General features: G+C 57.5%; 18 protein-coding genes. 10 read left to right on the forward strand and 8 right to left on the reverse strand.

What is annotated here, in order from left to right:
• The first annotated feature begins 8 nt into the window (after positions 1–8).
• Together ACO5Z0_RS02820 and ACO5Z0_RS02825 are read left to right on the forward strand one after the other, a co-directional pair.
• Complete coding sequence (locus ACO5Z0_RS02820; protein WP_485649121.1) at positions 9–2,021, forward strand: LTA synthase family protein; 2,013 nt, start codon at positions 9–11, stop codon at positions 2,019–2,021.
• Positions 2,018–3,013 carry a radical SAM protein gene (locus ACO5Z0_RS02825; protein ID WP_485649122.1) on the forward strand — a complete coding sequence of 332 codons (996 nt, stop codon included), beginning with the start codon at positions 2,018–2,020 and terminating at the stop codon, positions 3,011–3,013. Before ACO5Z0_RS02820 ends, ACO5Z0_RS02825 begins: the two co-directional genes overlap by 4 nt.
• Before the next feature lie 24 nt (positions 3,014–3,037).
• On the opposite strand, the gene ACO5Z0_RS02830 is transcribed toward ACO5Z0_RS02825, so the two are convergent.
• The 5 genes from ACO5Z0_RS02830 to ACO5Z0_RS02850 form a co-directional block, all read right to left on the reverse strand.
• Complete coding sequence (locus ACO5Z0_RS02830) at positions 3,038–3,337, reverse strand: helix-turn-helix domain-containing protein (RefSeq protein WP_442673994.1); 300 nt, start codon at positions 3,335–3,337, stop codon at positions 3,038–3,040.
• Positions 3,306–3,698 carry a type II toxin-antitoxin system RelE/ParE family toxin gene (locus ACO5Z0_RS02835; RefSeq protein ID WP_442673995.1) on the reverse strand — a complete coding sequence of 131 codons (393 nt, stop codon included), beginning with the start codon at positions 3,696–3,698 and terminating at the stop codon, positions 3,306–3,308. Before ACO5Z0_RS02835 ends, ACO5Z0_RS02830 begins: the two co-directional genes overlap by 32 nt.
• 96 nt (positions 3,699–3,794) lie before the next feature.
• Positions 3,795–4,169, reverse strand: a complete 375-nt coding sequence (locus ACO5Z0_RS02840; protein ID WP_485649123.1) for an 8-amino-7-oxononanoate synthase — start codon at positions 4,167–4,169, stop codon at positions 3,795–3,797.
• A gap of 95 nt (positions 4,170–4,264) precedes the next feature.
• The gene (locus tag ACO5Z0_RS02845; RefSeq protein ID WP_485649124.1) at positions 4,265–5,656 is read right to left on the reverse strand and encodes an aspartate ammonia-lyase; all 1,392 of its coding nucleotides are present in this window, start codon (positions 5,654–5,656) and stop codon (positions 4,265–4,267) included.
• A gap of 113 nt (positions 5,657–5,769) precedes the next feature.
• A complete protein-coding gene (locus ACO5Z0_RS02850) occupies positions 5,770–6,006 on the reverse strand; it encodes a hypothetical protein (RefSeq protein ID WP_485649125.1) in 237 nt (78 codons plus the stop codon).
• Positions 6,007–6,523: 517 nt separating this feature from the next.
• Between ACO5Z0_RS02850 and ACO5Z0_RS02855 the strand changes: the two genes are divergently transcribed.
• Both ACO5Z0_RS02855 and amrA read left to right on the forward strand, forming a co-directional pair.
• Positions 6,524–8,710, forward strand: a complete 2,187-nt coding sequence (locus ACO5Z0_RS02855; RefSeq protein ID WP_485649126.1) for an autotransporter outer membrane beta-barrel domain-containing protein — start codon at positions 6,524–6,526, stop codon at positions 8,708–8,710.
• Positions 8,711–8,968: 258 nt separating this feature from the next.
• Positions 8,969–10,354, forward strand: a complete 1,386-nt coding sequence (gene amrA, locus ACO5Z0_RS02860) for an AmmeMemoRadiSam system protein A (protein WP_485649127.1) — start codon at positions 8,969–8,971, stop codon at positions 10,352–10,354.
• Positions 10,355–10,496: 142 nt separating this feature from the next.
• Here the strand turns inward: amrA and ACO5Z0_RS02865 are convergent, their stop codons facing one another.
• Complete coding sequence (locus ACO5Z0_RS02865) at positions 10,497–10,709, reverse strand: TOBE domain-containing protein (RefSeq protein ID WP_442673039.1); 213 nt, start codon at positions 10,707–10,709, stop codon at positions 10,497–10,499.
• Between the two features lie 51 nt (positions 10,710–10,760).
• A complete protein-coding gene (locus tag ACO5Z0_RS02870; protein ID WP_485649128.1) occupies positions 10,761–11,096 on the reverse strand; it encodes a hypothetical protein in 336 nt (111 codons plus the stop codon).
• Between the two features lie 307 nt (positions 11,097–11,403).
• Between ACO5Z0_RS02870 and gdhA the strand changes: the two genes are divergently transcribed.
• Complete coding sequence (gdhA, locus tag ACO5Z0_RS02875) at positions 11,404–12,753, forward strand: NADP-specific glutamate dehydrogenase (protein ID WP_485649129.1); 1,350 nt, start codon at positions 11,404–11,406, stop codon at positions 12,751–12,753.
• Positions 12,754–12,823: 70 nt separating this feature from the next.
• On the opposite strand, the gene ACO5Z0_RS02880 is transcribed toward gdhA, so the two are convergent.
• A complete protein-coding gene (locus ACO5Z0_RS02880; RefSeq protein ID WP_485649130.1) occupies positions 12,824–14,899 on the reverse strand; it encodes a methyl-accepting chemotaxis protein in 2,076 nt (691 codons plus the stop codon).
• Positions 14,900–15,468: 569 nt separating this feature from the next.
• Here ACO5Z0_RS02880 and ACO5Z0_RS02885 point away from each other — a divergent pair.
• From ACO5Z0_RS02885 to hemB, 5 genes are all read left to right on the forward strand, one after another.
• Positions 15,469–16,116, forward strand: coding sequence for a precorrin-2 dehydrogenase/sirohydrochlorin ferrochelatase family protein (locus ACO5Z0_RS02885; RefSeq protein WP_485649180.1), 648 nt, complete (start codon positions 15,469–15,471; stop codon positions 16,114–16,116).
• Complete coding sequence (gene hemA, locus ACO5Z0_RS02890) at positions 16,085–17,404, forward strand: glutamyl-tRNA reductase (protein ID WP_485649131.1); 1,320 nt, start codon at positions 16,085–16,087, stop codon at positions 17,402–17,404. The genes ACO5Z0_RS02885 and hemA overlap by 32 nt, the downstream gene beginning before the upstream one ends.
• Positions 17,364–18,299 (forward strand): hydroxymethylbilane synthase, encoded by a 936-nt coding sequence (gene hemC / locus ACO5Z0_RS02895; RefSeq protein ID WP_485649132.1) that lies wholly within the window; start codon positions 17,364–17,366, stop codon positions 18,297–18,299. Before hemA ends, hemC begins: the two co-directional genes overlap by 41 nt.
• A gap of 79 nt (positions 18,300–18,378) precedes the next feature.
• A complete protein-coding gene (gene cobA / locus ACO5Z0_RS02900) occupies positions 18,379–19,890 on the forward strand; it encodes a uroporphyrinogen-III C-methyltransferase (RefSeq protein WP_485649133.1) in 1,512 nt (503 codons plus the stop codon).
• Positions 19,884–20,858, forward strand: a complete 975-nt coding sequence (gene hemB / locus ACO5Z0_RS02905; RefSeq protein ID WP_442676997.1) for a porphobilinogen synthase — start codon at positions 19,884–19,886, stop codon at positions 20,856–20,858. The genes cobA and hemB overlap by 7 nt, the downstream gene beginning before the upstream one ends.
• The last annotated feature ends 2 nt before the right edge of the window (positions 20,859–20,860 follow it).

Raw genomic sequence — 20,860 nt, forward strand, 5'->3', positions numbered from 1 at the left:
CTCACTTCATGCAAACGCGATCTTCACGCCTGCCCTCGTGGCAGGCGTTCTATTCCTTTACAGCAAAAGGGCTCAAGGTATTCTTTTTCTACCTTGCAGTCCTTTCTTTCTGCCGCGCCTTCTTCATCTTCCGGATGCACGACTATATGGCGGCGGCGACGAGCGGCGCAGACATCGCCGTCGCCCTTTGGCGCGGAGCGCGCCTGAGCTGCCAGACGGCGGGGGGACTTGCGCTCTTCTCCCTCGCGCCCGCCGCACTCGTGCGCCTTTTTTATGCGCCGCTTGAAAACCTCGCATGGCGCGTGACGAGCGCCCTATCCCTCACGGCGCTGTCCATCCTCTACGCTGCGAGCTTTCCCTATTACCGCCAATATCACACGGGCTTTCATCAACTCATCTTCAACACGGCGAACGAAGACATATTCGCGCTCTTCATCTCGCTCGTACAGGAATTCTACCTGCCCGTGCGTCTCGCAGGCGCACTCCTGCTCGCCTTCCTTCTCTATCGCGCGCTCCGGCTTCTGCTCACACGCAACATATTTCCCGCCATGCCCCGACCGCCTCTTCCGTGGCAGCCTCTTCGCCGCGCCCTTTACCTCACACTTCTCGCACTCGTCGCTCTCTTGACCACATTCGGCGGCAGTCTGCGCTGGCAGGACGCCGTCAACTGGGAGAACGCCGGTGTCACGAACGACGCCTTCCTGAATGAAGCCATCCTCGACAATTTTCAAGCGCTCTACCGCGCCTATGTGCTGAACAACCGCTTCCTCGCGTGCAACGGTCTCGACTTCACCGTCGAAGAAATCGAACGCCTCGCTGCACTCCACGCAGGCCGGCCTGCCGATACGCGCGACCTCGACGTCTACCTCATGCAGGAAGCCGAAGGGGCGCAAATAGAAAAGCCACGTCACATCTTCCTCATCATCTCCGAAAGCTATGCCAACTGGCCGCTCTTGGAAAAGTATGCGAGTCTGCACATCGCCGACCCCACGAAGGAACTGCTGGACGCGGATGATACCGTTTACTGTGATACCTTTCTGCCAAACGGCCCAAGCACCGTCGCCGCCGTCACGGGCATCGTCACAGGATTCGCCGACGCCAACCTCTACCTCACGACCATGCCCGAATCCTTCGCTGCGCCCTATCCGACCGCCATCGCGCCCATATTCTCCCGTCTCAGATACGGCACGGACTTCTGGTACGCGGGACCTGCGACATGGGAGCGCATCGAGCCGTTCTGCCGTGCGCAGGGCTTCGATCAATTCTACAGCCGCGGCGACTTCTCCTCCGACGAGGGAAGCGTCTGGGGCGTGGACGACGAAATCCTCTACCGAGAAGCGCTTTCGCGCATTGATCCCGCGCAGCCCGGGCTTCACATACTCCTCAATGTATCGAACCATTCCCCATATACCGTCGATCTCGCCGCCAAAGGCTTCCCCGCTGAAGAAGTTCGCGCTGCGCTCCCCAAGGAAGCGCAGCATGACGAAAATCTCCTCAAGGAACTCGGTCATTATTGGTACGCGACGAAAGAACTTGCCGCCTTCATCCGCGCAGCAAAGGAAAAATTTCCCGAATCGCTCTTCGTCATCGTCGGCGATCATGCCGACCGCTACAACATCGAAAAAACGCCGTCGCTCTACGAGCGTTACGCCATCCCCTTCATCCTCACGGGGCACGGCGTCCGAAAGGATCTGCTCGACGCCGAAGCCGCCGGCAGTCAAATCGACATCGCGCCGACGCTCATCGAGCTGATCGCCCCACAGGGATTTCACTATGCGTCCGTCGGAAGAAGTCTCACGCGAGGCAATCGGCGCGGCGTCAACTACGGCTTTTGGATCACGCACAGCGCCATCGGCAGGACAGATACCGTTCCGCTCATCGCCGAACCAATCAAAGACCGCCCAGCCGCTCTCGACGAAGAGGCGATGCAGGACTACATCAACGCCGTACGCGCCCTTTCATGGTGGCGGCCGAAGTACGGTCCCATGCTCGATGCGGCAAAGCTGGAAGGGCGTGAATGAGCGTCATGGAACCGCATAGAGGAACCATCCTGCACACACAAAAAAGCCGTGCAGCCAAAAACCGCACGGCAACAATCGCAGATAAACACCTCGCGCCGCTCGCCGCCTGCCATCTCTGTCCGCGCAGCTGCGGCGCGAACCGCCTGCGCGATGAACGCGGCTTCTGCGGCGCGGGCAGATACGCGCGTATCGGTCTCGTATCGCTCCACCCCTGGGAAGAACCTTGCCTCACGGGTGAAAAAGGCGCGGGCACCGTATTCTTCTCCGGCTGCAACATGCGCTGCGCCTTCTGCCAAAACCACGAGATCAGCCGCGAAAACTTTGGTATCAGCGTCACCGAAGAACGCCTTGCCGAAATCTTCCTAGAGCAGGAAGCGCGCGGCGCAGCGACGCTCGACCTCGTAACGCCGACGCACTTCGCGCCCCAGATCGCCGCTGCGCTGCCTCTCGCTAAAGCGCAGGGCCTTTCCATCCCCGTCGTCTACAATTCATCTGCCTACGAGCGTACTGATACCATTTCCAGCTTGGCAGGACTCGTCGAGATCTTCCTGCCCGACCTCAAATACATGGACGAGGATACAGCGCTTCGCTGCAGCGCTGCCCCCGACTACTTTCGGACGGCGAGCGCAGCCATCCGATGTATGCACGAGATCGCAGGACGCCCCGTCTTCGATGCGAAGGGTCGCATGAAGCGCGGCGTCCTCGTGCGCCACCTCGTCCTGCCGGGACGCCGCAAGGAAAGCATACGCATCCTTGACTGGCTCTGGCAGAACTTCGCTGATACCATTTACATCAGTATCATGAACCAATACACGCCCTTGGGCGACCTATCGAACATCCCCGAACTCAACCGCCGCCTCACGACCTTCGAATACGAGAGCGTCGTCGACCACGCACGCCGTCTCGGCATCGAGAACTGCTACATCCAGCAAGGCGGCGCCGTCTCCGCCTCCTTCGTACCGCACTTCGACGGGCGAGGGGTGGAAAAATAGTACATAAAAAGAAGTCATGGCGGCTCAACTTTGTGCCGCCATGACTTCTTTGGGAAATCGTGCAATCGTTCTCAGATATGAAGCCGCCGTGGCATCAATCTGCCTGCGTCCCTGCTCCCAGTTTTGCAGCTTAGCCAACGGAATCCCGAAAGCTCGCGAAAACTCTTGCTGTGACATAGCCAAACTCTTGCGCACTTCCTGTGGCTGGATGCGATACACGACTGTCGTTTTCAGACCATGCACAGACTCTCCCTGCGCATCCAGCAACGCTTCCTGCAATCCTGCCAAAATCTCACTTGCTGCAGTCGACATCATCTGCCCCATGCTGCCTCTCCTTCCTCTGAAAAATCGCTTTCATCTCTTCCACGATACTTCTGAACGCTCTTTTCTCATCTTCGCTCAAGTCTACCTGAACATTTTTGGGGTAAGCGTACAGCAAATAAATCGGTCGGCTATCGTCATAAACATAGTAAACCACACGAACGCCGCCACGCTTCCCGCGCCCAGAGCCTTGCCAACGAATCTTCCGTATGCCGCCGGTTCCAGGAATCAACTCGCCGCTGCATGGATTCAAGCCAATGTATGTCTTGAATTCAATCTGCGTTTCCACGTCCCAAAATTTCTCAACGGCACGCTGATATGGCGTCGTTTCAACAATTACTTGAGGAATCATTTCCTTGTTCATGATTTTATTATACGTCATTGGCGTATTTTATGCAATATTACAGACCCAAAAATATCCCCATTGTTTCTAAATTAACTAACAATGGGGATATGATTTTTAATTCCCGGCTTCCCTCAACGTCTTCCACATGATTTCATGGATTGCCACATAAGGCGCAGCACTCTCCGGGTAGCCTTCATTCCCTCCGAGCCGCACAAAAGCGCCATCATCCACCGAGAGATACAAGCCGTCATCGCTGCCTTTGTAGCAGTATTTCGCCGTGTTCAGGAGCTCGTTCCCGCGCACGAATTTCACCATTCCTGTATAAACGGTGCATGTGACTCCCGGTATCCTCTCTTTTGATAGGCTTTCCGTCACGACGTAGATGTCCTTGCCGTCATAAGACGTCGCCCAAACATCTTGGGCGGAGGTCTGCGGCATCCATAGTTGAGCAAACAGGGCAAAAACGGCAATCCAGAAAATCTTCTTCATGACAACTCCTCCTTCTCTCTGTCCATTGGAATCACGGATAAAGGAAGCACTGATAAATTCAGCCACCCATCTTCGCACATCTGCACGTTTCTCCCTCACTCGTGCGTGATGCCCGGCTGCGTCATCTGCGCAGGCGACATGATGTGGTCAAGCTGCTCTTTTGTCAGGAGCTTCTTCTCCAAGATGACCTCGCGAATCGGTCTGCCCGTCGTATAGGCTTCCTTCGCGAGCATCGCCGACTGCTCGTAGCCAATATGCGGCAGGAGCGCCGTGACGACGCCTACACTTCGGTCGAGCCACTGCTGGCACTGCTCGCGATTCGGCTCAAGACCGATGAGCAGCTTGTCGACGAAGGTGCGCACGGCATTTGTCAGGTAGTTCATCGAGTTGAAAAGATTGTACGCCATGATCGGCTCCATGACGTTCAGCTCGAACTGCCCGTTCTCGACGCCAAACGAAACGGCGAGGTCGTTGCCGATGACCTGATAGCACGCCTGATCGAGCACCTCAGCAATGACGGGATTGACCTTGCCCGGCATAATGGATGAACCCGGCTGACGCTTCGGCAGATTCAGCTCGTTGAGCCCGCAGCGCGGTCCCGACGCCATGAGGCGGAAATCGTTCGCCATCTTGATGAGCACGAGCGCGGTGTTCTTGAGCGCGGACGAGACATCGACAAAGCCGTCCGTATTGTTCGTCGCATCGATGAGGTTCGTCGCTGTCTCGAAGTTCTCGCCCGTGATCTCGCGGAGCTTTCGCGCGACCGCTTTGATGTACGCGGGTTCAGCGTTCAGTCCCGTGCCGACCGCCGTGCCGCCCATGTTGATGAGGCGGATGCTGTCGATCGACCAATGGACGCGCTTGATGCTGCGGCGCACAGCGGACGCATAGGAGCCCATCTCCTGCCCCAGCGTGATGGGCACGGCGTCCTGCAGATGCGTACGCGCCATCTTCAGGATGTCCTTATATTCTTCTGCCTTCTTCTCAAGTTCCGTCGCCAGATAATCGAGCGCCGCCGTCAGCTTGTGCCCCTTGTGCGTCAGACAGACCTTGATCGCCGTCGGAAAGGCGTCGTTCGTCGACTGTGCCATGTTCGCATGATTGTTCGGTGAGATGATGTCATAACGTCCCTTCGCCTCGCCGAGAATTTCGAGCGCACGGTTCGACAAGACCTCGTTCATGTTCATGTTGACCGACGTGCCCGCGCCGCCCTGGATCGGATCAACGGGGAACTGGTCGATGAATTTGCCGTCGATGATCTCCTCAGCCGCCTTGACGAGCGCGTCGCCAATGCGCTTTTCGAGCCTTCCCGTCTCCATATTCGCCTGCGCCGCCGCCTTTTTCACCTTCGCGAGCGCCTGAATGAAGTCAACGTCAAGCCGACTGCCCGTGATGCTGAAATTCTCCACGGCACGCAAAGTCTGCACGCCGTAATACACCTCGTCCGGCACCTCAAGCTCGCCTAGAAAATCATGTTCCTTGCGCATTGCAATCCCATCCTTTCCTTTTGTGAAAGATTCCCTTTTGTATACATTATACAACTTTTCCCTGCTTTCGTCTTTAAAGTTTCATCGGGAATTTTCGGAAAAAAAAGGCACACTTATCCAGTTGTCATGCAAAACTCTCTGCCTTCCCGTCCGCAGATACATAACGAGATTCGCCGACGCAAAAGCAGATAGTATGGCAGAAGGTTCTTCCTAAGTCCGCGATACCACATCTTACCCGCATGAAACAGCCTCTTCACGATGAGAAACGGATGCTCCACCTTGCTGCGAACCGAAGCTTTCGCGTGCTCGATCGCCCTATCCCAATTCGTCCCTTTGTATTCTTTTGTCATGCGGTTCTGTGAAGGTCTTTTAGCAACGCGATAGCCCACATCTGAAAGAGCAGGGGGCTCTCGGATTTCCGTTTCCATGTAATGAATAGATCCCATGTCATCCAGAAAGGTTTCCCGTCGTGTTGTTCTTTTGCGGTTTGCGTATTCCATGTCCGTAAATGTTTGTCGCACCATTTTGTTTCTCTCCCTCATCGCGTTGGTTCTTCCACTTATCGTAATCTTTCGGAGGTGAATCACGCAATAAAAGAATTTATCAGTGATTCCTTAATACACTGTCAAGCTGAATCGTTATGCAGGAATGCGGTCGTTGACGGTCAGATCGGTGCTGTTCTCCTCTCTATATTTTCCGAAAGAATAAAAAAACATTTTACAATAAAAAAGTCATATGTTATAATACCCGATGATTATGTTGCTTGGGTGAAATGCGGTATTTCGTCCCGATGATGAAGGAGGAATAGTTATGGCGTATTGGAAGATACTAAGCAGGAGAAACAAAAAGGCCATGGTTCTTGCCTCTATGCTGGCGGTGAGCGTCCTATCGAGTGCGACGGTATGTGCGGCGAAAACGATTGAGAAACATACGAACGGCAAAGCCTACGGCCGTACGATGCACGACGACCAAAAAGAAGTATGGAATGAGGATGTCACGGTCAACGTCTCCGGCAACGGCGGCGGCCAGTGGTACAACAATGTGACGGGGCTGTATCTCTTGGAGGGCGCAGATCTCACGATTAACGGCAACTTGAAAATGGTCGTGAAAAACAAAAATCCGGCCACGCGAGGCAAATCATCGTCCACCTCGGATATCGCACATTACTATATGAGTGGTATCTATGCTGGCTACGGCGGGTTCTCGTACGGTGAGCAGCACGGGGATACAAAATGCACAATCAACGGCAACGTGGATATGGATGTTGTTGGCGTGGCACTCCAAGCCAATAAGGACGGATACATCACCGTGCGCGGCGGCAAGATCGTCACGCACGCACTCACCACATCCGATACCTATGCGATGCTCGCTGAAGAAGGCTCGGTCTTCATGAATACCGGTGCCGATGGGAAGACTCTGGGGACAGCAGACGTGGATGTTTATGGCAACCTCGGGGTGCTGAACAAAAACTACGGCATGGATCCCAATCCGGAGAAACACGGCTCTTTCGTCTCCATTGGTCTGACCACGGCAAAGTCGAAGCTGACCGGCGGTGTTCTCAACGAGTTCGCCGAGAATGGACAGAACAAACATCACTCTGGTGTCGATATATACCTGAAGAACGGTGCCGTCTGGAACAATCAGTGGATCGGCGCAGAACGCGTGGCGGCTCCCAACCGGGCGGACAAAAACACCTATCTCTATACAGGAAGCAAGGTGAGGAACCTTGTCGGCGGCGCGTCGGATGCGGAGCGCGGACACATCCACCAAAAAGACACGCGCCCCATTACCGTAGAGAACTACAGCGGTCATGAGGCGGTGCATTATGGTCGTGCGGCGGACGGCAGTCTCGTCGGAGGGAATTTCGTCGTCAAACATGCCGCCACAGGTTCGCAGGTAACGCTCTCCGCACAGAATCCGACCGTCGGCAAGAGCCTGAACGAGGAGGAATACAAGGCGGAAGTGGAGAAAAGCTTGCAGGCACTCGCAAGCAAGCTCTCTTATACGGGCTATGTCAACGGGGAGCGGAACCTGAGAGGAATCGCGGCTGTGGAGGGCGGTCTGATCGCCCCGGCGGCAAAGATGCAGCTCGATTATCAAGCCGCCGACGGGCAGGCAAAACTGTCGTCGCCGATCTTCGAAAAGGAGACACCGTTGGTACGCGGTGCAAAGAGCGCGATGCTAGCTTCTTCCATCTTTTGGATGGGAAACAATAACGACCTGCGCCGCCGCATGGGCGATCTTCGTCTGGGAAGCGCAGAAAACGGCATCTGGGTGAAATATCTGGGCGGCAAGACAGAGGTTGAGGACGAGCATCTCAATCTCAGACAGAACTACCGTATTACACAGCTCGGATACGATCGAAAGGTGAAGGATTGGACAACCGGCATTGCACTGGAGTACGGAACATCTAGTGCATCCTACGGCAACGGTTCAGGGAAGGGTCGACTGAGCGGCATCGCATTCTACGGGAGTATGCAGAAAGACGACGGGCAGTATCTCGACATCATCGGGAAAGGCACGCATCTGAACAATGAGTACAGCGCCTACACCGACAGTGGCTACCGCATGGATGGCGACTACGGAACGCACGGGTTCTCTCTGAGCGTGGAATATGGGAAAAAACTTCCTGAAAAGAACGGATTCTACGTCGAGCCGAGTGTAGAACTGACCTATGGTCATTTGGATGGGGCGGACTACGATGCGCCGACCAATGTTGCAGGAAAGAAAATACGCGTTCAACAGGACGCATTTAACAGCACGGTCGGCAGGATTGGCATCGGGATTGGCACTGACACGCCAAGAAGCAACATCTTTATGAAAATAGCACTGGCGCACGAGTTCAGCGGCACAATGACGAGCAAATTCACTGCGCCGAGCGAGCCGACAAGCAGCACAGAGATCGACCTAAAGGACACTTGGGTGGATGTCGAGCTTGGCGGAAGTCATAAACTCAACGACAGCTCATATATCTATGGGACATACACGAAGAATTTTGGTGCAACACTGGATAACAAGTGGCGCGCCGATGTAGGCGTTCGTTTCCTTTTCTAGGGAATCACAGAGATACAGACGAAGGCGCAGAGGACAGGGCAATCCTTCTGCGCTTTTTATTGAGGAATCGCTGATAACAATGAAGTTCGTCAGATTGGCGTAGATTTTTTCGTCCGAACAAGGAGGCACCCCGGACGCATAGCCAGAGCTATGTGGATGATCGAGGGCACAGTGCGGGCAAAAAGTTGCGCTAAGATGGCGCGGCTGAATTTATCAGTGCTTCCTTAATAAATGCTGTACTTCGAGGAGGTCTTCTATATGGCAATTCTGGCTGCTTATGCTGTGCCGCATCCGCCGATCATTCTGCCGGAAATCGGCAAGGGCGAGGAGCGCAAGATTCAGCTGACGATAAACGCTTATGAGCGGGCGATGAAGGAAGCGGCTTCCTTCGAGCCGGATACGGTCGTCGTCGCGAGTCCGCACACCGTCATGTATGCCGACTACTTCCATATCTCGCCGGGCGACGAGGGCGTGGGAAGCTTCGCCGAGTTCGGCGCGCCCGAGGTCGAAATGCGCGCCGAATACGACACGGCGTTCGCCAAGACGCTCGCGACTATCGCAAGCGAAGCCGGACTCGATGCGGGACCGCTGGGCGGGCGCAATGCGGCGCTCGATCACGGCACGATGATCCCTCTGCGCTTCCTGCAGCCGCACACGGAAAACTTTCGTCTCGTGCGCGTCGGGCTTTCGGGGCTGACGCCGCTCGACCACTACCGCTTCGGCATGTGCATCGCACGCACCGCCGAGGAGCTTGACCGCAAGACCGTCTTCATCGCGAGCGGCGACCTCTCGCACAAGCTCACGCCCGACGGGCCTTACGGCTTCGCCGCCGAGGGACCGCGCTTCGATAAGGCGTGCATGAAGTATCTCGAAGAGGGCACATTCCTGAAGCTTCTGCAGATGGATCCCGCACTCGCCAAGAAAGCGGCGGAGTGCGGTCTGCGCTCCTTCTGGGTCATGGCGGGGGCGCTCGACTGCCAATCACTGAAGATCAAGAAGCTCTCCTACCAAGGGACTTTCGGCGTCGGCTACGGGCTTCTTTCCTTCGTCGTCAAGCGCGAGGACTTGAAGCGCAACTTCGGTATGCGTTACGAAATCGCCCAAAGACGCGCCCTCGACGACATCAAGGCGGCAGAAGACGCCTATGTGAAACTCGCGCGAGAGAGTGTGGAGAAATTCGTCGTGACGGGACAGTACGCCGCAATTCCCGACGATCTGCCCGAGGAAATGCAGGCGCGTGCGGGCGTCTTCGTATCGCTTAAGAAAGACGGCGAGCTCAGAGGATGCATCGGCACCTTCCAGCCCACGCAGAAGGACGTCGCCGAAGAAATCCTCTACAACGCCGTCTCTGCCGCCCTCCACGATCCGCGCTTCTCGCCGCTTAAAGAAGACGAACTGCCCGACATCGTCTACAGCGTCGATGTGCTCACAGAGCCTGAGCTGATTCACGACGCCGCGAAAGATCTCGACCCGAAGCGCTACGGCGTCATCGTCGAGGCGCGAGGCCGCAAGGGGCTTCTGCTGCCCGACCTCGAAGGCGTCGACACGGTCGAAGAGCAGCTCAAGATCGCACGCAAGAAGGGCGGCATCGCCGCCGACGACGATGTGCGCATCTGGCGCTTTGAAGTGGAGCGTCACCATTGAGCGCGGGCAGCCGCGCCGCAACGACAGAGGGAGCAGACGAACGCATCGTCTGCTCCCTCTGTCTGCATCGCCGCCAACCTGCGGCTTCCCCTCAGACACTTTTTCCCATATTGACAAAAAGATGCTCCCTTGTTGTGCGCGTTCAGTCGTCCACGCCGACCATGACGGAAGTCGCCTTGATGACAGCATAGGCTTCCTTGCCGACGGCAAGTCCGAGCCGCTCGACGGATCCCATGCTGATCGTTGCCGTGACGATGTCGCCGCCTGCGATCTCGATGCCGACAATGGCGTTGACGGCTCCTTTCTCGATGGATACGACTTTGCCTTTGAGCTGATTTCTTGCACTGAGCTTCATGGTTCACTTCTCCTTCACAGATAGATAAAAGCCTTGCCGATGCACCGAGGCTCAGAGGAGCGCGGTCAATGCGGTGGTCAGACCGAATACGATTCCCGGGGCATTGGCGATGACGATCGGCCAATCGCGCTGCTGCTTGAAAAAGCCGTACGTCACCCAAATCGTGCAGTTGATGAACGCGACGGACGGCTGAATCCAATCGCCCGGATGCCCGGACAAATTGCCGATGATCTGCGGGATATAGGATACATACATGCACACGGACAGAATGGATCCGAGCGATCCGACGACCTTCATCTTGTCCTGCACGGCGCCCTTCTCGAGATTGGCAGCCTTCTTCTCCACATGCCCCGCCTCGGATTCCATCTTTTTCAGCGGCGTTTCCATAAGATGAACTTCCTTCCCAAAAATAACACAACAACCATCCTACGATCCATCCTAAAGCAAGCATTTGCAAAAGTCAAGAAATATACATGTTTGTCCCTTTTTCACCATACTTGAGCAGGACTCCTTCCGCTCGCTTCATCCGCTTCAAGATAGAATCCGAAAGAATCACTCCCCTGCCTGTAACGATGTATACATAATACCTTAGCAAAACAGTATACTTTTCCTGTCATTTGCGTTATTATATATGCGTGCTACGGCACACGATAATTTTCTCTTATGAAAGTTCAACGCAAAGGGGTAATCACGCATGACGGAAATGCAGCAGTATGTAGAGGACATCCTCGCTTATGTCGCGAAGAAGGATCCGCAGGAGAAGGAATATCACAACGTGGTCAAGGAAGTCCTGACCTCGATCGTGCCTGTCTTGGAGCAGCATCCCGAGTACAAGAAGCACAAGATCCTTGAGCGCATGGTCGAGCCGGAGCGCGTCGTCATGTTCCGCGTGCCGTGGCAGGATGACAACGGCGAAGTGCATGTCAACCGCGGCTACCGCGTGCAGGCGAACAGCGCCGTCGGCACCTACAAAGGGGGGCTGCGCTTCCATCCGAGCGTGACGCTCTCGATCTTGAAGTTCCTCGCTTTCGAGCAGACGTTCAAGAACTCTTTGACGGGGCTTCCCATCGGCGGCGCCAAGGGCGGCTCGGATTTCGACCCGAAGGGCAAGAGCGACGACGAGGTCATGCGCTTCTGCCAGAGCTTCATGACGGAACTCTATCGCCACATCGGCTCGATGGTCGATACGCCGGCGGGCGACATCGGCGTCGGCGGCCGTGAAATCGGCTACCTCTACGGGCAATACAAGCGCATCGTCAACTCCTTCGATTCCGCTGTTCTCACCGGAAAGGGTCTCGGCTACGGCGGCAGCCTCGCACGCACGGAAGCCACGGGCTATGGACTCCTCTACTTCATGAAGGAGATGCTTGAAGACAACGGCAAGAGCCTAGAGGGCAAGACCGTCGTCGTCTCCGGCTCGGGCAACGTCGCGACGTATGCGATCGAAAAGGCGATCGAGTTCGGCGCAAAGCCCGTGACTTGCTCCGATTCGAACGGCTACGTCTACGATCCTGCGGGCATCGATCTCGCGCTTGTCAAGGAGATCAAGGAAGTGCGCCGCGGCCGCATCAAGGAATACGTCGAAAAGCGGCCGAACGCCGAGTACCACGAGGGCTGCAAAGGCGTCTGGACGGTCAAGTGCGACATCGCCCTGCCGTGCGCGACGCAGAGCGAGCTTGACATCGAGGGCGTCAAGGCTCTCGTCGCGGGCGGCGTCATGGCGGTCGGCGAAGGCGCGAACATGCCGACGACGCTCGACGCGACGGAATATCTCTTGGAAAAGGGCGTTCTCTTCGCTCCTGCCAAAGCGGCAAACGCCGGCGGCGTCGCCGTCTCCGCGCTTGAGATGAGCCAGAATTCCGAGCGCCTGCACTGGACGTTCGAGGAAGTCGACAATCGTCTCAAGGGCATCATGAAGAACATCTACAAAAACGCAAAGACGAACGCAGAGAAGTACGGTATGAAGGGCAACCTCATCGCCGGCGCCAACATCACGGCGTTCATCCATGTCGCCGATACAATGGTCGCACAGGGAATCGTATAGGAAACATATAAAAAAAGCAGCCCGACGGGAACTTTCCCGTCGGGCTGTTCTTATGTCTGATGCCTTTCCTTTATACCTTGAATTTGCCGACCTCGGCGTTGAGATCCATAGCGACGCTTGCCAGCCCCTCGCTGGCTTCGGCAATGTTCTGCAAGGAATGCGTCTGCGTCTCGACGGCGGCGTTTCCTTCTTCGCTCGTCGCGGCATTCTCTTCCGCAAGCGCGGAAAGCCCCTGCACGACTTCCGCTATGGAGTGGTTCTTGGCGGTGATATCGTCTGTAGACCGATTCATCGTCTCCATGACCTTCGCGGTCATATCGACAGCTTCGGTGATCTTCTGGAACTTCCCGCGCGTCTCGGCAAGACTTTCCTGCGTTTCGGCGAACAGCTTCTTGGAAACCGCCATCGTATTGACTGCCTCCTGCGACTTTGTCTTGAGGCCCGCGATGATCTCGCTGATGTCGTCGGTGAAGCTCTTCGACTGTTCCGCAAGCGTGCGGATCTCTTCTGCCACGACGGCGAAACCGCGCCCGGCGTCGCCTGCGCGCGCCGCCTCGATCGCAGCGTTCAGCGCGAGAAGGTTCGTCTGTGCGGAGATCGACTGGATCATCTCACTCGCTTTCTCGATGTCCTCTGCGCTCTTGTTCGTCTCCTCGACGACGCGGGCGACGTCTTCCGTTGCCCGTGCCGTCTCTTCGGACTTCTTCACGAGATGGGTGAGGATTTCTGCGCCCTCGTCCTTTTCGCGGCGAATGTTGTTCGTCGCTTCGTTGATCTGGTGCAGGATCTCCTTATTGTTATCCATGAGCACCATGATTTCGTCGATGTGCATGGATGCGTTCTGTGTGTCCTGCGCCTGGCTCGTCGCGCCGTCGGCGATATTGCGAATCGCTGCGGCGACATCACGCGCCGAGTCCGCCGTGGACTGCGCCGTCGCCGTCAGCTCTTGGCTCGTCGCTGCGACAGACTGTGAGGAGTTGCTGATCTTGTCGATGATCGAGCGCAGGTTGTTGCGAAGTTCGGAAATGCTGCGCGCCATCGTGCCGATCTCGTCGCCGCGCTCCCTGAGGTGCGCCCGCGAATCATCTGCACGCACATCGAGATGGGCGAACTTCTCCACTGCCCCCGTGATATCGCCTAGGGGAGCGGCGATGCGCTTTTGAACGAAGAAGCTCATGAATACAAGCAGCAGGATGCAGCAAACAACTGCGATGGCAACGGCGGACAAGACCATCTTCTTTGCCGATGCCGTAAAGACGTCGTGCTCCGTCGAAGAAAAGATCATCCACTCGGCTTCCACTCCTTCGAGGTGCATGGGATAGAAGCAAAAGACCGAGTCTGCGCCTGTGCTCGACGATGTGTGATCGATGGTCGTGACCGTGCTCTCATCAAAAGCCTCAGCAACTTCTGCATCGGTCATCGGGAAGAAATCATAGAATCTTTTCAAGATAAAATCCGCATTCAGTCCATGCGCCATGATGCTGCCTTGATGCGTGAATACGCCGTAGTAATTTTCGTTCTTGCTTAATCCTTCAACATACTGCTGAATCTCCGACAAGCTGATGTTCGCGCAGGCAACGCCGATGATCCGCCCGTTTACTTCAATCGGCAGAACGTAGCGCGCCACCAGCTTCCCATTCTGCGTTTTCGACGGCTCTGTGAGGAGCGGCTTGCCCGTATTCTTCGCGGTCTTGTACCACTCGCTCTGCAAGGCGCCCTGTACCGAGCCAATCTTGCCCTCGTTATCGACATAAATATTCAATGCCTCGGTTCCCGCAGAAGATTCAAGAATAACGGAAACGGAGCGAATGCCGGCATTTTCGGACATCTCGTCGATCAGCATAGCTGTGATCGCATCGGCGCTGCCCTCGGGTGGCGCGACAGAGAGCTGCTGCTGCACGCTTCTCTCGATGCGGCTGGCGATGCGCACGGTGCGCCCGTAGCGCTGTTCGATCTGATAGGCGATCTGCTTGTTTTCGAGCATCGTCTCACGCTTGCCGGCGTCGATCAGCGCTTCAAAGCTCATGTAAGCGATGAAGGTGGTGACGATGGTGAGCATGACGGCTATGCCGACGGCGTTCACTGCATTGATTTGAAAGCCTATGCCCCTCCCGCGAACCGTTGTCTTTAAGCTTCCTGCATCCATGATCCAGTTCCTCCTTCTGACGCATCCTGCGTCTGGCGACAGTTGGCATTGTTCATGAAGATCGGCGACTGAATTTATCAGTGCATCCCGAAATATCCACTGAGGAAAAATATTCTCATTTGATGCAAAGACGAGAAGTTCTCCTTTGCGCAGTACTGCTTCGATACTTAGGAAATTCGAGCTTCCTTGGAAATATGCCAACAAAATTTCAAAGAAATACTTCTCCGAAAAGTCTAAAAGTCCTGCTACTTTTTTTATATATTGCAAATAATTTGTGTGCATACTACGGACAAACAAAAATCATTTCCAGAGAGAAAGATACCAAACAATTTTCTGTGCATTCTTGCTATTGCTGTCTTATTTGTATACATAGTCATAGGACCGCCTGCCGAGCCTTCCGCAAAGCCCCGCAAAAACTTTCCGGCAGGGCTTTTTTTTTTCATGCCTATACGATATAATGAAAGCGGATAGTGAAAAGTGAATCCGATTCATAACCTGCACGCGCAAACATCCTTTGTGCGGATATTTGCGCTGTCCTAAAGAGGAAAGGAGCTGCGCCCGCTTTGACGATGTATCCGATTCATCTGCGCATCGAAGGACAAGCCGCGCTCGTCGCGGGCGGCGGGGCGGTGGCGCATCGAAAGACGCTCGGGCTTCTGGCGGCGGGAGCCGCTGTGACGGTTGTCGCGCCGGAGCTTGCGCCATCGTTGGCGACGCTGGCGGCGGCTGGGCGCATCGCTTGGCTGAAGCGGCGTGCGGCAGCGGATGTGTTCGCGTCGCAGACTGCTCCTCGACTCGTTTTTTGCGCAACGGACGACCCTATGGTGAACGCCGCTTTCGGCAAAGCGGCGAAAGAAGCAGGCGCACTCGTCAACGACGCGACGGCGCCCGAGCTTTGCGACTTCTTTCTGCCGGCAGCTTTGCGCGACGGCGATCTTCTCGTCACGATATCGACGGGCGGCGCATCACCCGCACTCGCCCGCACGCTGAAGAAGCGCCTCGCCGCTCGCTTAGGCGCAAGTTGGGGCGCGTGGCTCGAACGGCTTTCGCATCTTCGCGAAGATGCGAAAACACGCATAAAAGGGAGCCGCGCTCGCGAGGATTTTTGGCGCACGGCTCTTTCGGAACAGCTTTTAGATTTGGTGGAAGCAGGCAGACTTGATGAGGCGGAGGCAGAGGTAAGACATGCACTTGATGGTTTTGGGACTGAATCATAAGACGGCGCCCGTGGCGGTGCGCGAGCGGTTTTCTATTTCGAAGGACGCCATCCGCAAGGGGTTCCAGCATTTGGCGGAGTATGCAGAGTTGTTGGAAGCGGTCGTGCTTTCGACGTGCAACCGCAGCGAGATTTACGCGGTGACAGCGGACGAAGCGCACGCGGCTGAAGCCGTGCGCCGCTTTTTCTTCGATCTCACGGGAAACGACGAGGACGTTGATGCGTACCTTTACGCGCATGAGGATGAGGACTGCATCCGGCATCTCTTTCGCGTGGCATCGAGTCTCGATTCACTCGTCTTGGGCGAGGGGCAGATTCTCTCGCAGGTCAAGCAGGCGTACGCGCTCGCGCTCGAAGGTCACGCGACGAGCACGGTGCTGAACACGCTGTTTCATCGCGCGATTGCGACGGGAAAGCGCGTGCGCACGGAGACGCGCATCGCATGGAGCGCCGTGTCCGTCAGCTACGCGGCAGTCGAACTGGCGAAGGACATCTTCGGCACGCTCGACAAATCGAGCGTCCTGATTTTCGGCGCGGGCAAAATGGCGGAACTGACAGCGGAGCATCTCGTCTCGCACGGCGCGAAGAAGCTCTACGTCGCAAATCGCCACATAGAAAAGGCTGAGGCTTTCGCCGCACGTTTCGGCGGTAAAGCCGTGCCGTTTGAGCGCGCGATGGAAACGGCGGAGGACGTCGACGTCGTCGTGACCTCGACGGGTGCGCCGCACTATGTCGTCAAAGCGTGGGAGACGCGCCACCTCATGACGCAGAGGAAGGGTAAGCCGCTCGTATTCATCGACATCGCCGTGCCGCGCGACGTCGATCCCGAGGTCGAGGAGATCAAGGGCGTGAAGCTCTTCAACATCGATGCCTTGGAAGCCGTCGTCGACGATCACATGGAGGAGCGCAGGCAGGAGGCGGTCGAAGCCGAGCGCATCGTCGAGGATGAGATCGACGCCATCGAGAAGCGTTTCCAATACCTCTCGTGCCGCCCGCTGATGGCGCTCCTTTCCGAGCGCTGCGAGCGCATCCGATGTCGTGAGATGCAGCGTGCGCACACGAAGCTGCCCGAACTCACGGAGGAGCAGCAGCGTGCCGTCGACCACATGACGCGCATGATCGTCCGAAAGATCCTGCGCACGCCGATGATGAAGCTCAACGCATCGGCGGGAACGGCGGACGAGGCATTCTACATCGAGGCGATGCGAAGCCTCTTCAAGCTTGATACGATAGGGGAGACGGGAACTTGTGAAGAAAGACACCATCGTTATAGGTACGCGCAGCAGTAAGCTTGCGCTCTGGCAGGCGGACTATGTAGAAAAGAAGCTCCGGGAGAGATACCCGGAGCTTCATGTCGTACAAAAGCGCATGACGACGAAGGGCGACCGCGTGCTCGACGCGCCGTTGGCGAAGATCGGCGGCAAGGGACTTTTCACGAAGGAGCTTGAGCAGGCGATGCTCGCGGGCGAAATCGACCTCGCTGTGCACAGCCTCAAGGACATGCCGACGGAACTGCCCAAAGGGCTCACGCTCGCCGCCGTGACCGAGCGCTTCGACCCCGGCGACGCCGTCGTGAGTCCGCGCTATCAAACGCTCGCGAACCTTCCCCAAGGCGCGAAGGTCGGCACGTCGAGCCTGCGCCGCCGCGCACAAATCCTCGCCGAGCGGCCCGATCTTGAAATCGTCAGCCTGCGCGGCAACGTGAATACGCGCCTCAAGAAGCTCGAAGAGGAAAACTTCGATGCTATTGTCCTCGCTGTCGCGGGTCTCAAGCGCTTGGGCTTCCATGACCGCATCACCGAGGTTCTGCCGCGCGAGATCTGCCTGCCCGCCGTCGGGCAGGGCGCACTCGCCATCGAAGTGCGTGCGGACGATGCGGCTACGCTTGCCATCGTCGCTTTTCTCAACGATGAAGCGACGTGTGCGGCGGCGCGGGCAGAACGCGCCTTCCTCGCACGCATCGAGGGCGGCTGCCAGGTGCCCGTCGGCGTCTATGCCGAAGCTGCGGGTGCGGCGCTTGAGATAGAGGCGGTCATCGCCTCTATCGACGGAGAGCGCATCTATCGCAAAAAGAAGGCGGGCAGCGCCCTGAATGCTGAAAAGATCGGCTGCGCACTCGCCGAAGAACTGCTCGCCGTGGGCGGTCAAGAGATCTTGCAGGAACTCGGCTTGCTGCAGAAATAGAAAAGTGCGGACAGACAGCTCGCCGATTCGAAAACGGTAAAATATCCTGTATCGTGCTTTTGCTTTATAAGGAGGAACTATGGTATATCTTGTCGGAGCCGGTCCCGGCGATCCCGGGCTTTTGACGATCAAGGCACGCGTCTGTCTGGAACATGCCGACACCGTCGTCTATGACTACCTCGCAGACAGCCGCATTCTCGCCCTCGTGCCGGAAGAGACCGAGCGCATCTACGTGGGAAAAAGCGCGGGCAACCACGCGATGAAGCAGGAAGACATCTCGAAGCTCCTCGTCAAGCTCTCGCGCGAAGGAAAATGCGTCGTGCGTCTCAAGGGCGGCGATCCCTTTGTCTTCGGGCGCGGCGGCGAGGAAGCGCTGCTCTTGGCGGAAAACGGGCTGCCGTTTGAGATCGTGCCGGGCGTGACATCCGCCATCGCCGTGCCCGCCTATGCGGGCATCCCCGTCACGCACCGCGGCGACGCCGTCTCCTTCGCCGTCGTCACGGGGCACGAAGATCCGACGAAGGAAGTCTCAGGGCTAGACTGGCAGAAACTCGCGACGGGCGTCGATACGCTCGTCTTCCTCATGGGCGTCGGAAACCTTCCCGCCATCACAGCCGAACTCATGCGCCACGGCCGCGCCGGCAATACGCCCGCCGCCGTCATCCGCTGGGGCACGCGCCCCGAGCAGGAGACGCTCGTGACGACCGTCGAAAACGCCGCCGACGATGTGGCGCGAGCCGGACTCAAGCCGCCCGCCATCTTCCTCGTCGGCGACGTCGTACGCTATCGCGAAAAGCTGCGCTGGTTCGACGCGCCCGAGAAGCGTCCGCTCTTCGGCAAGCGCGTGCTCGTGACGCGTGCACGCGCCCAAGCCTCGAAGCTCACCGAAGGCCTCGAAGCGCTCGGCGCCGCGTGCCTTGAAGTGCCCGCGATCCGCATCGCAGCGCCTTCCGACGGCGGCGCGGCGCTCACCGCCGCCATCGCTCATATCGCCGACTACGACTGGCTGATCTTCACGAGCGCGAACGGCGTCGAGCATTTCTTCCGCGCGCTTGACGCCGCGGAAAAGGATGCACGCGCCCTCGCCCGCGCCAAAGTCGCCGCCATCGGTCCTGCGACGGCCGCCGCGCTCGCCGCCTGCGGCGTCCGTGCCGACTGCGTGCCCGGCGAATACCGCGCCGAAGCCGTCGTCGACGCGCTCAAGGGCGAAGTGACGAGCGGCACGCGCGTCCTCCTCGCACGCGCCGAAGAAGCGAGAGAAGTGCTGCCCGAAAGCCTCAAGGCGCTCGGCGCAGAAGTCGATGTAGCCGCCGCCTACTGCACAAAGCAGGCAGAAGCCGACGGCGCAGCGCTCGCAAAAAAACTCACGAGCGGCGAGATCGACATCGTGACCTTTACAAGCTCTTCGACGGCAAAGAACCTCTGCGCCATCCTCGGCGGCGCAGAGCCTTTGCAGCATGTCAAGTGCGTCGCCATCGGCCCCATCACGGCGAAGACGTGCGAAGCGCTCGGCATAAAGCCCGCCGCCGTCGCCAAAGAATACACGATCAAAGGACTCATCGAAACCATCAAGGAGATGCTGTTATGCTGAAGCAAACCCTTCGTCCGCGCCGCCTGCGCAGGACGGCGAACATTCGCGCTATGGTGCGCGAGACGGATCTTTCCGTCCGTGATTTCGTCTACCCCATCTTCGTCGTGCCCGGCGAGAACATTCAGGATGAAATCCCCAGTATGCCGGGCTGCTTCCACCTCTCCGTCGACCGCGCCGCCCAAAAGGCGAAAGAACTCGCCGCACTCGGCATTCCCGCCGTCGAAGTATTCGGCCTGCCCGAGTACAAGGACGAGATCGGCTCCTCGGCATGGGACGCGAAAAGCCCCGTGCAGCAAGCGATCCGCGCCATCAAGCAGGCAGAGCCGGAGCTTGCCGTCGTCGGCGACGTCTGCCTTTGCCAGTACACGTCGCACGGCCACTGCGGCAAACTGTGCGGCCACGAAGTCGACAACGACGCGACGCTGCCGCTCCTTGCCAAGACGGCGGTCAGCCAGGCGGAAGCCGGCGCCGACATCGTCGCGCCGTCCGACATGATGGACGGACGCATCGCCGCCCTGCGAGAAGCTTTGGACGAAGCCGGCTTCTCCCATGTCTCCATCATGAGCTACGCCGTCAAATACGCTTCGGCATACTACGGCCCCTTCCGCGATGCGGCGGACTCCGCGCCCTCCTTCGGCGACCGCCGCGCCTACCAGATGGATCCCGCCAACGCACGCGAGGCGATGAAAGAAGTCGCGCTCGACCTCGCCGAGGGAGCGGACATCATCATGGTCAAGCCCGCGCTCGCCTACCTCGACATCGTGCGCCGCGTGCGCGACGCCATCGACCGCCCCGTCGCCGTCTACAACGTCAGCGGCGAATACGCGATGGTCAAGGCGGCTGCGGCGAACGGCTGGATCGACGAAAAGCGCATCGTGCTCGAAACGCTCACAGGCATGAAGCGCGCGGGCGCCGACATCATCATCACCTACCACGCAATCGACGCGGCGAAGTGGCTGCAAGGTTAAAA

This window comes from Selenomonas sp. (assembly GCF_057272215.1).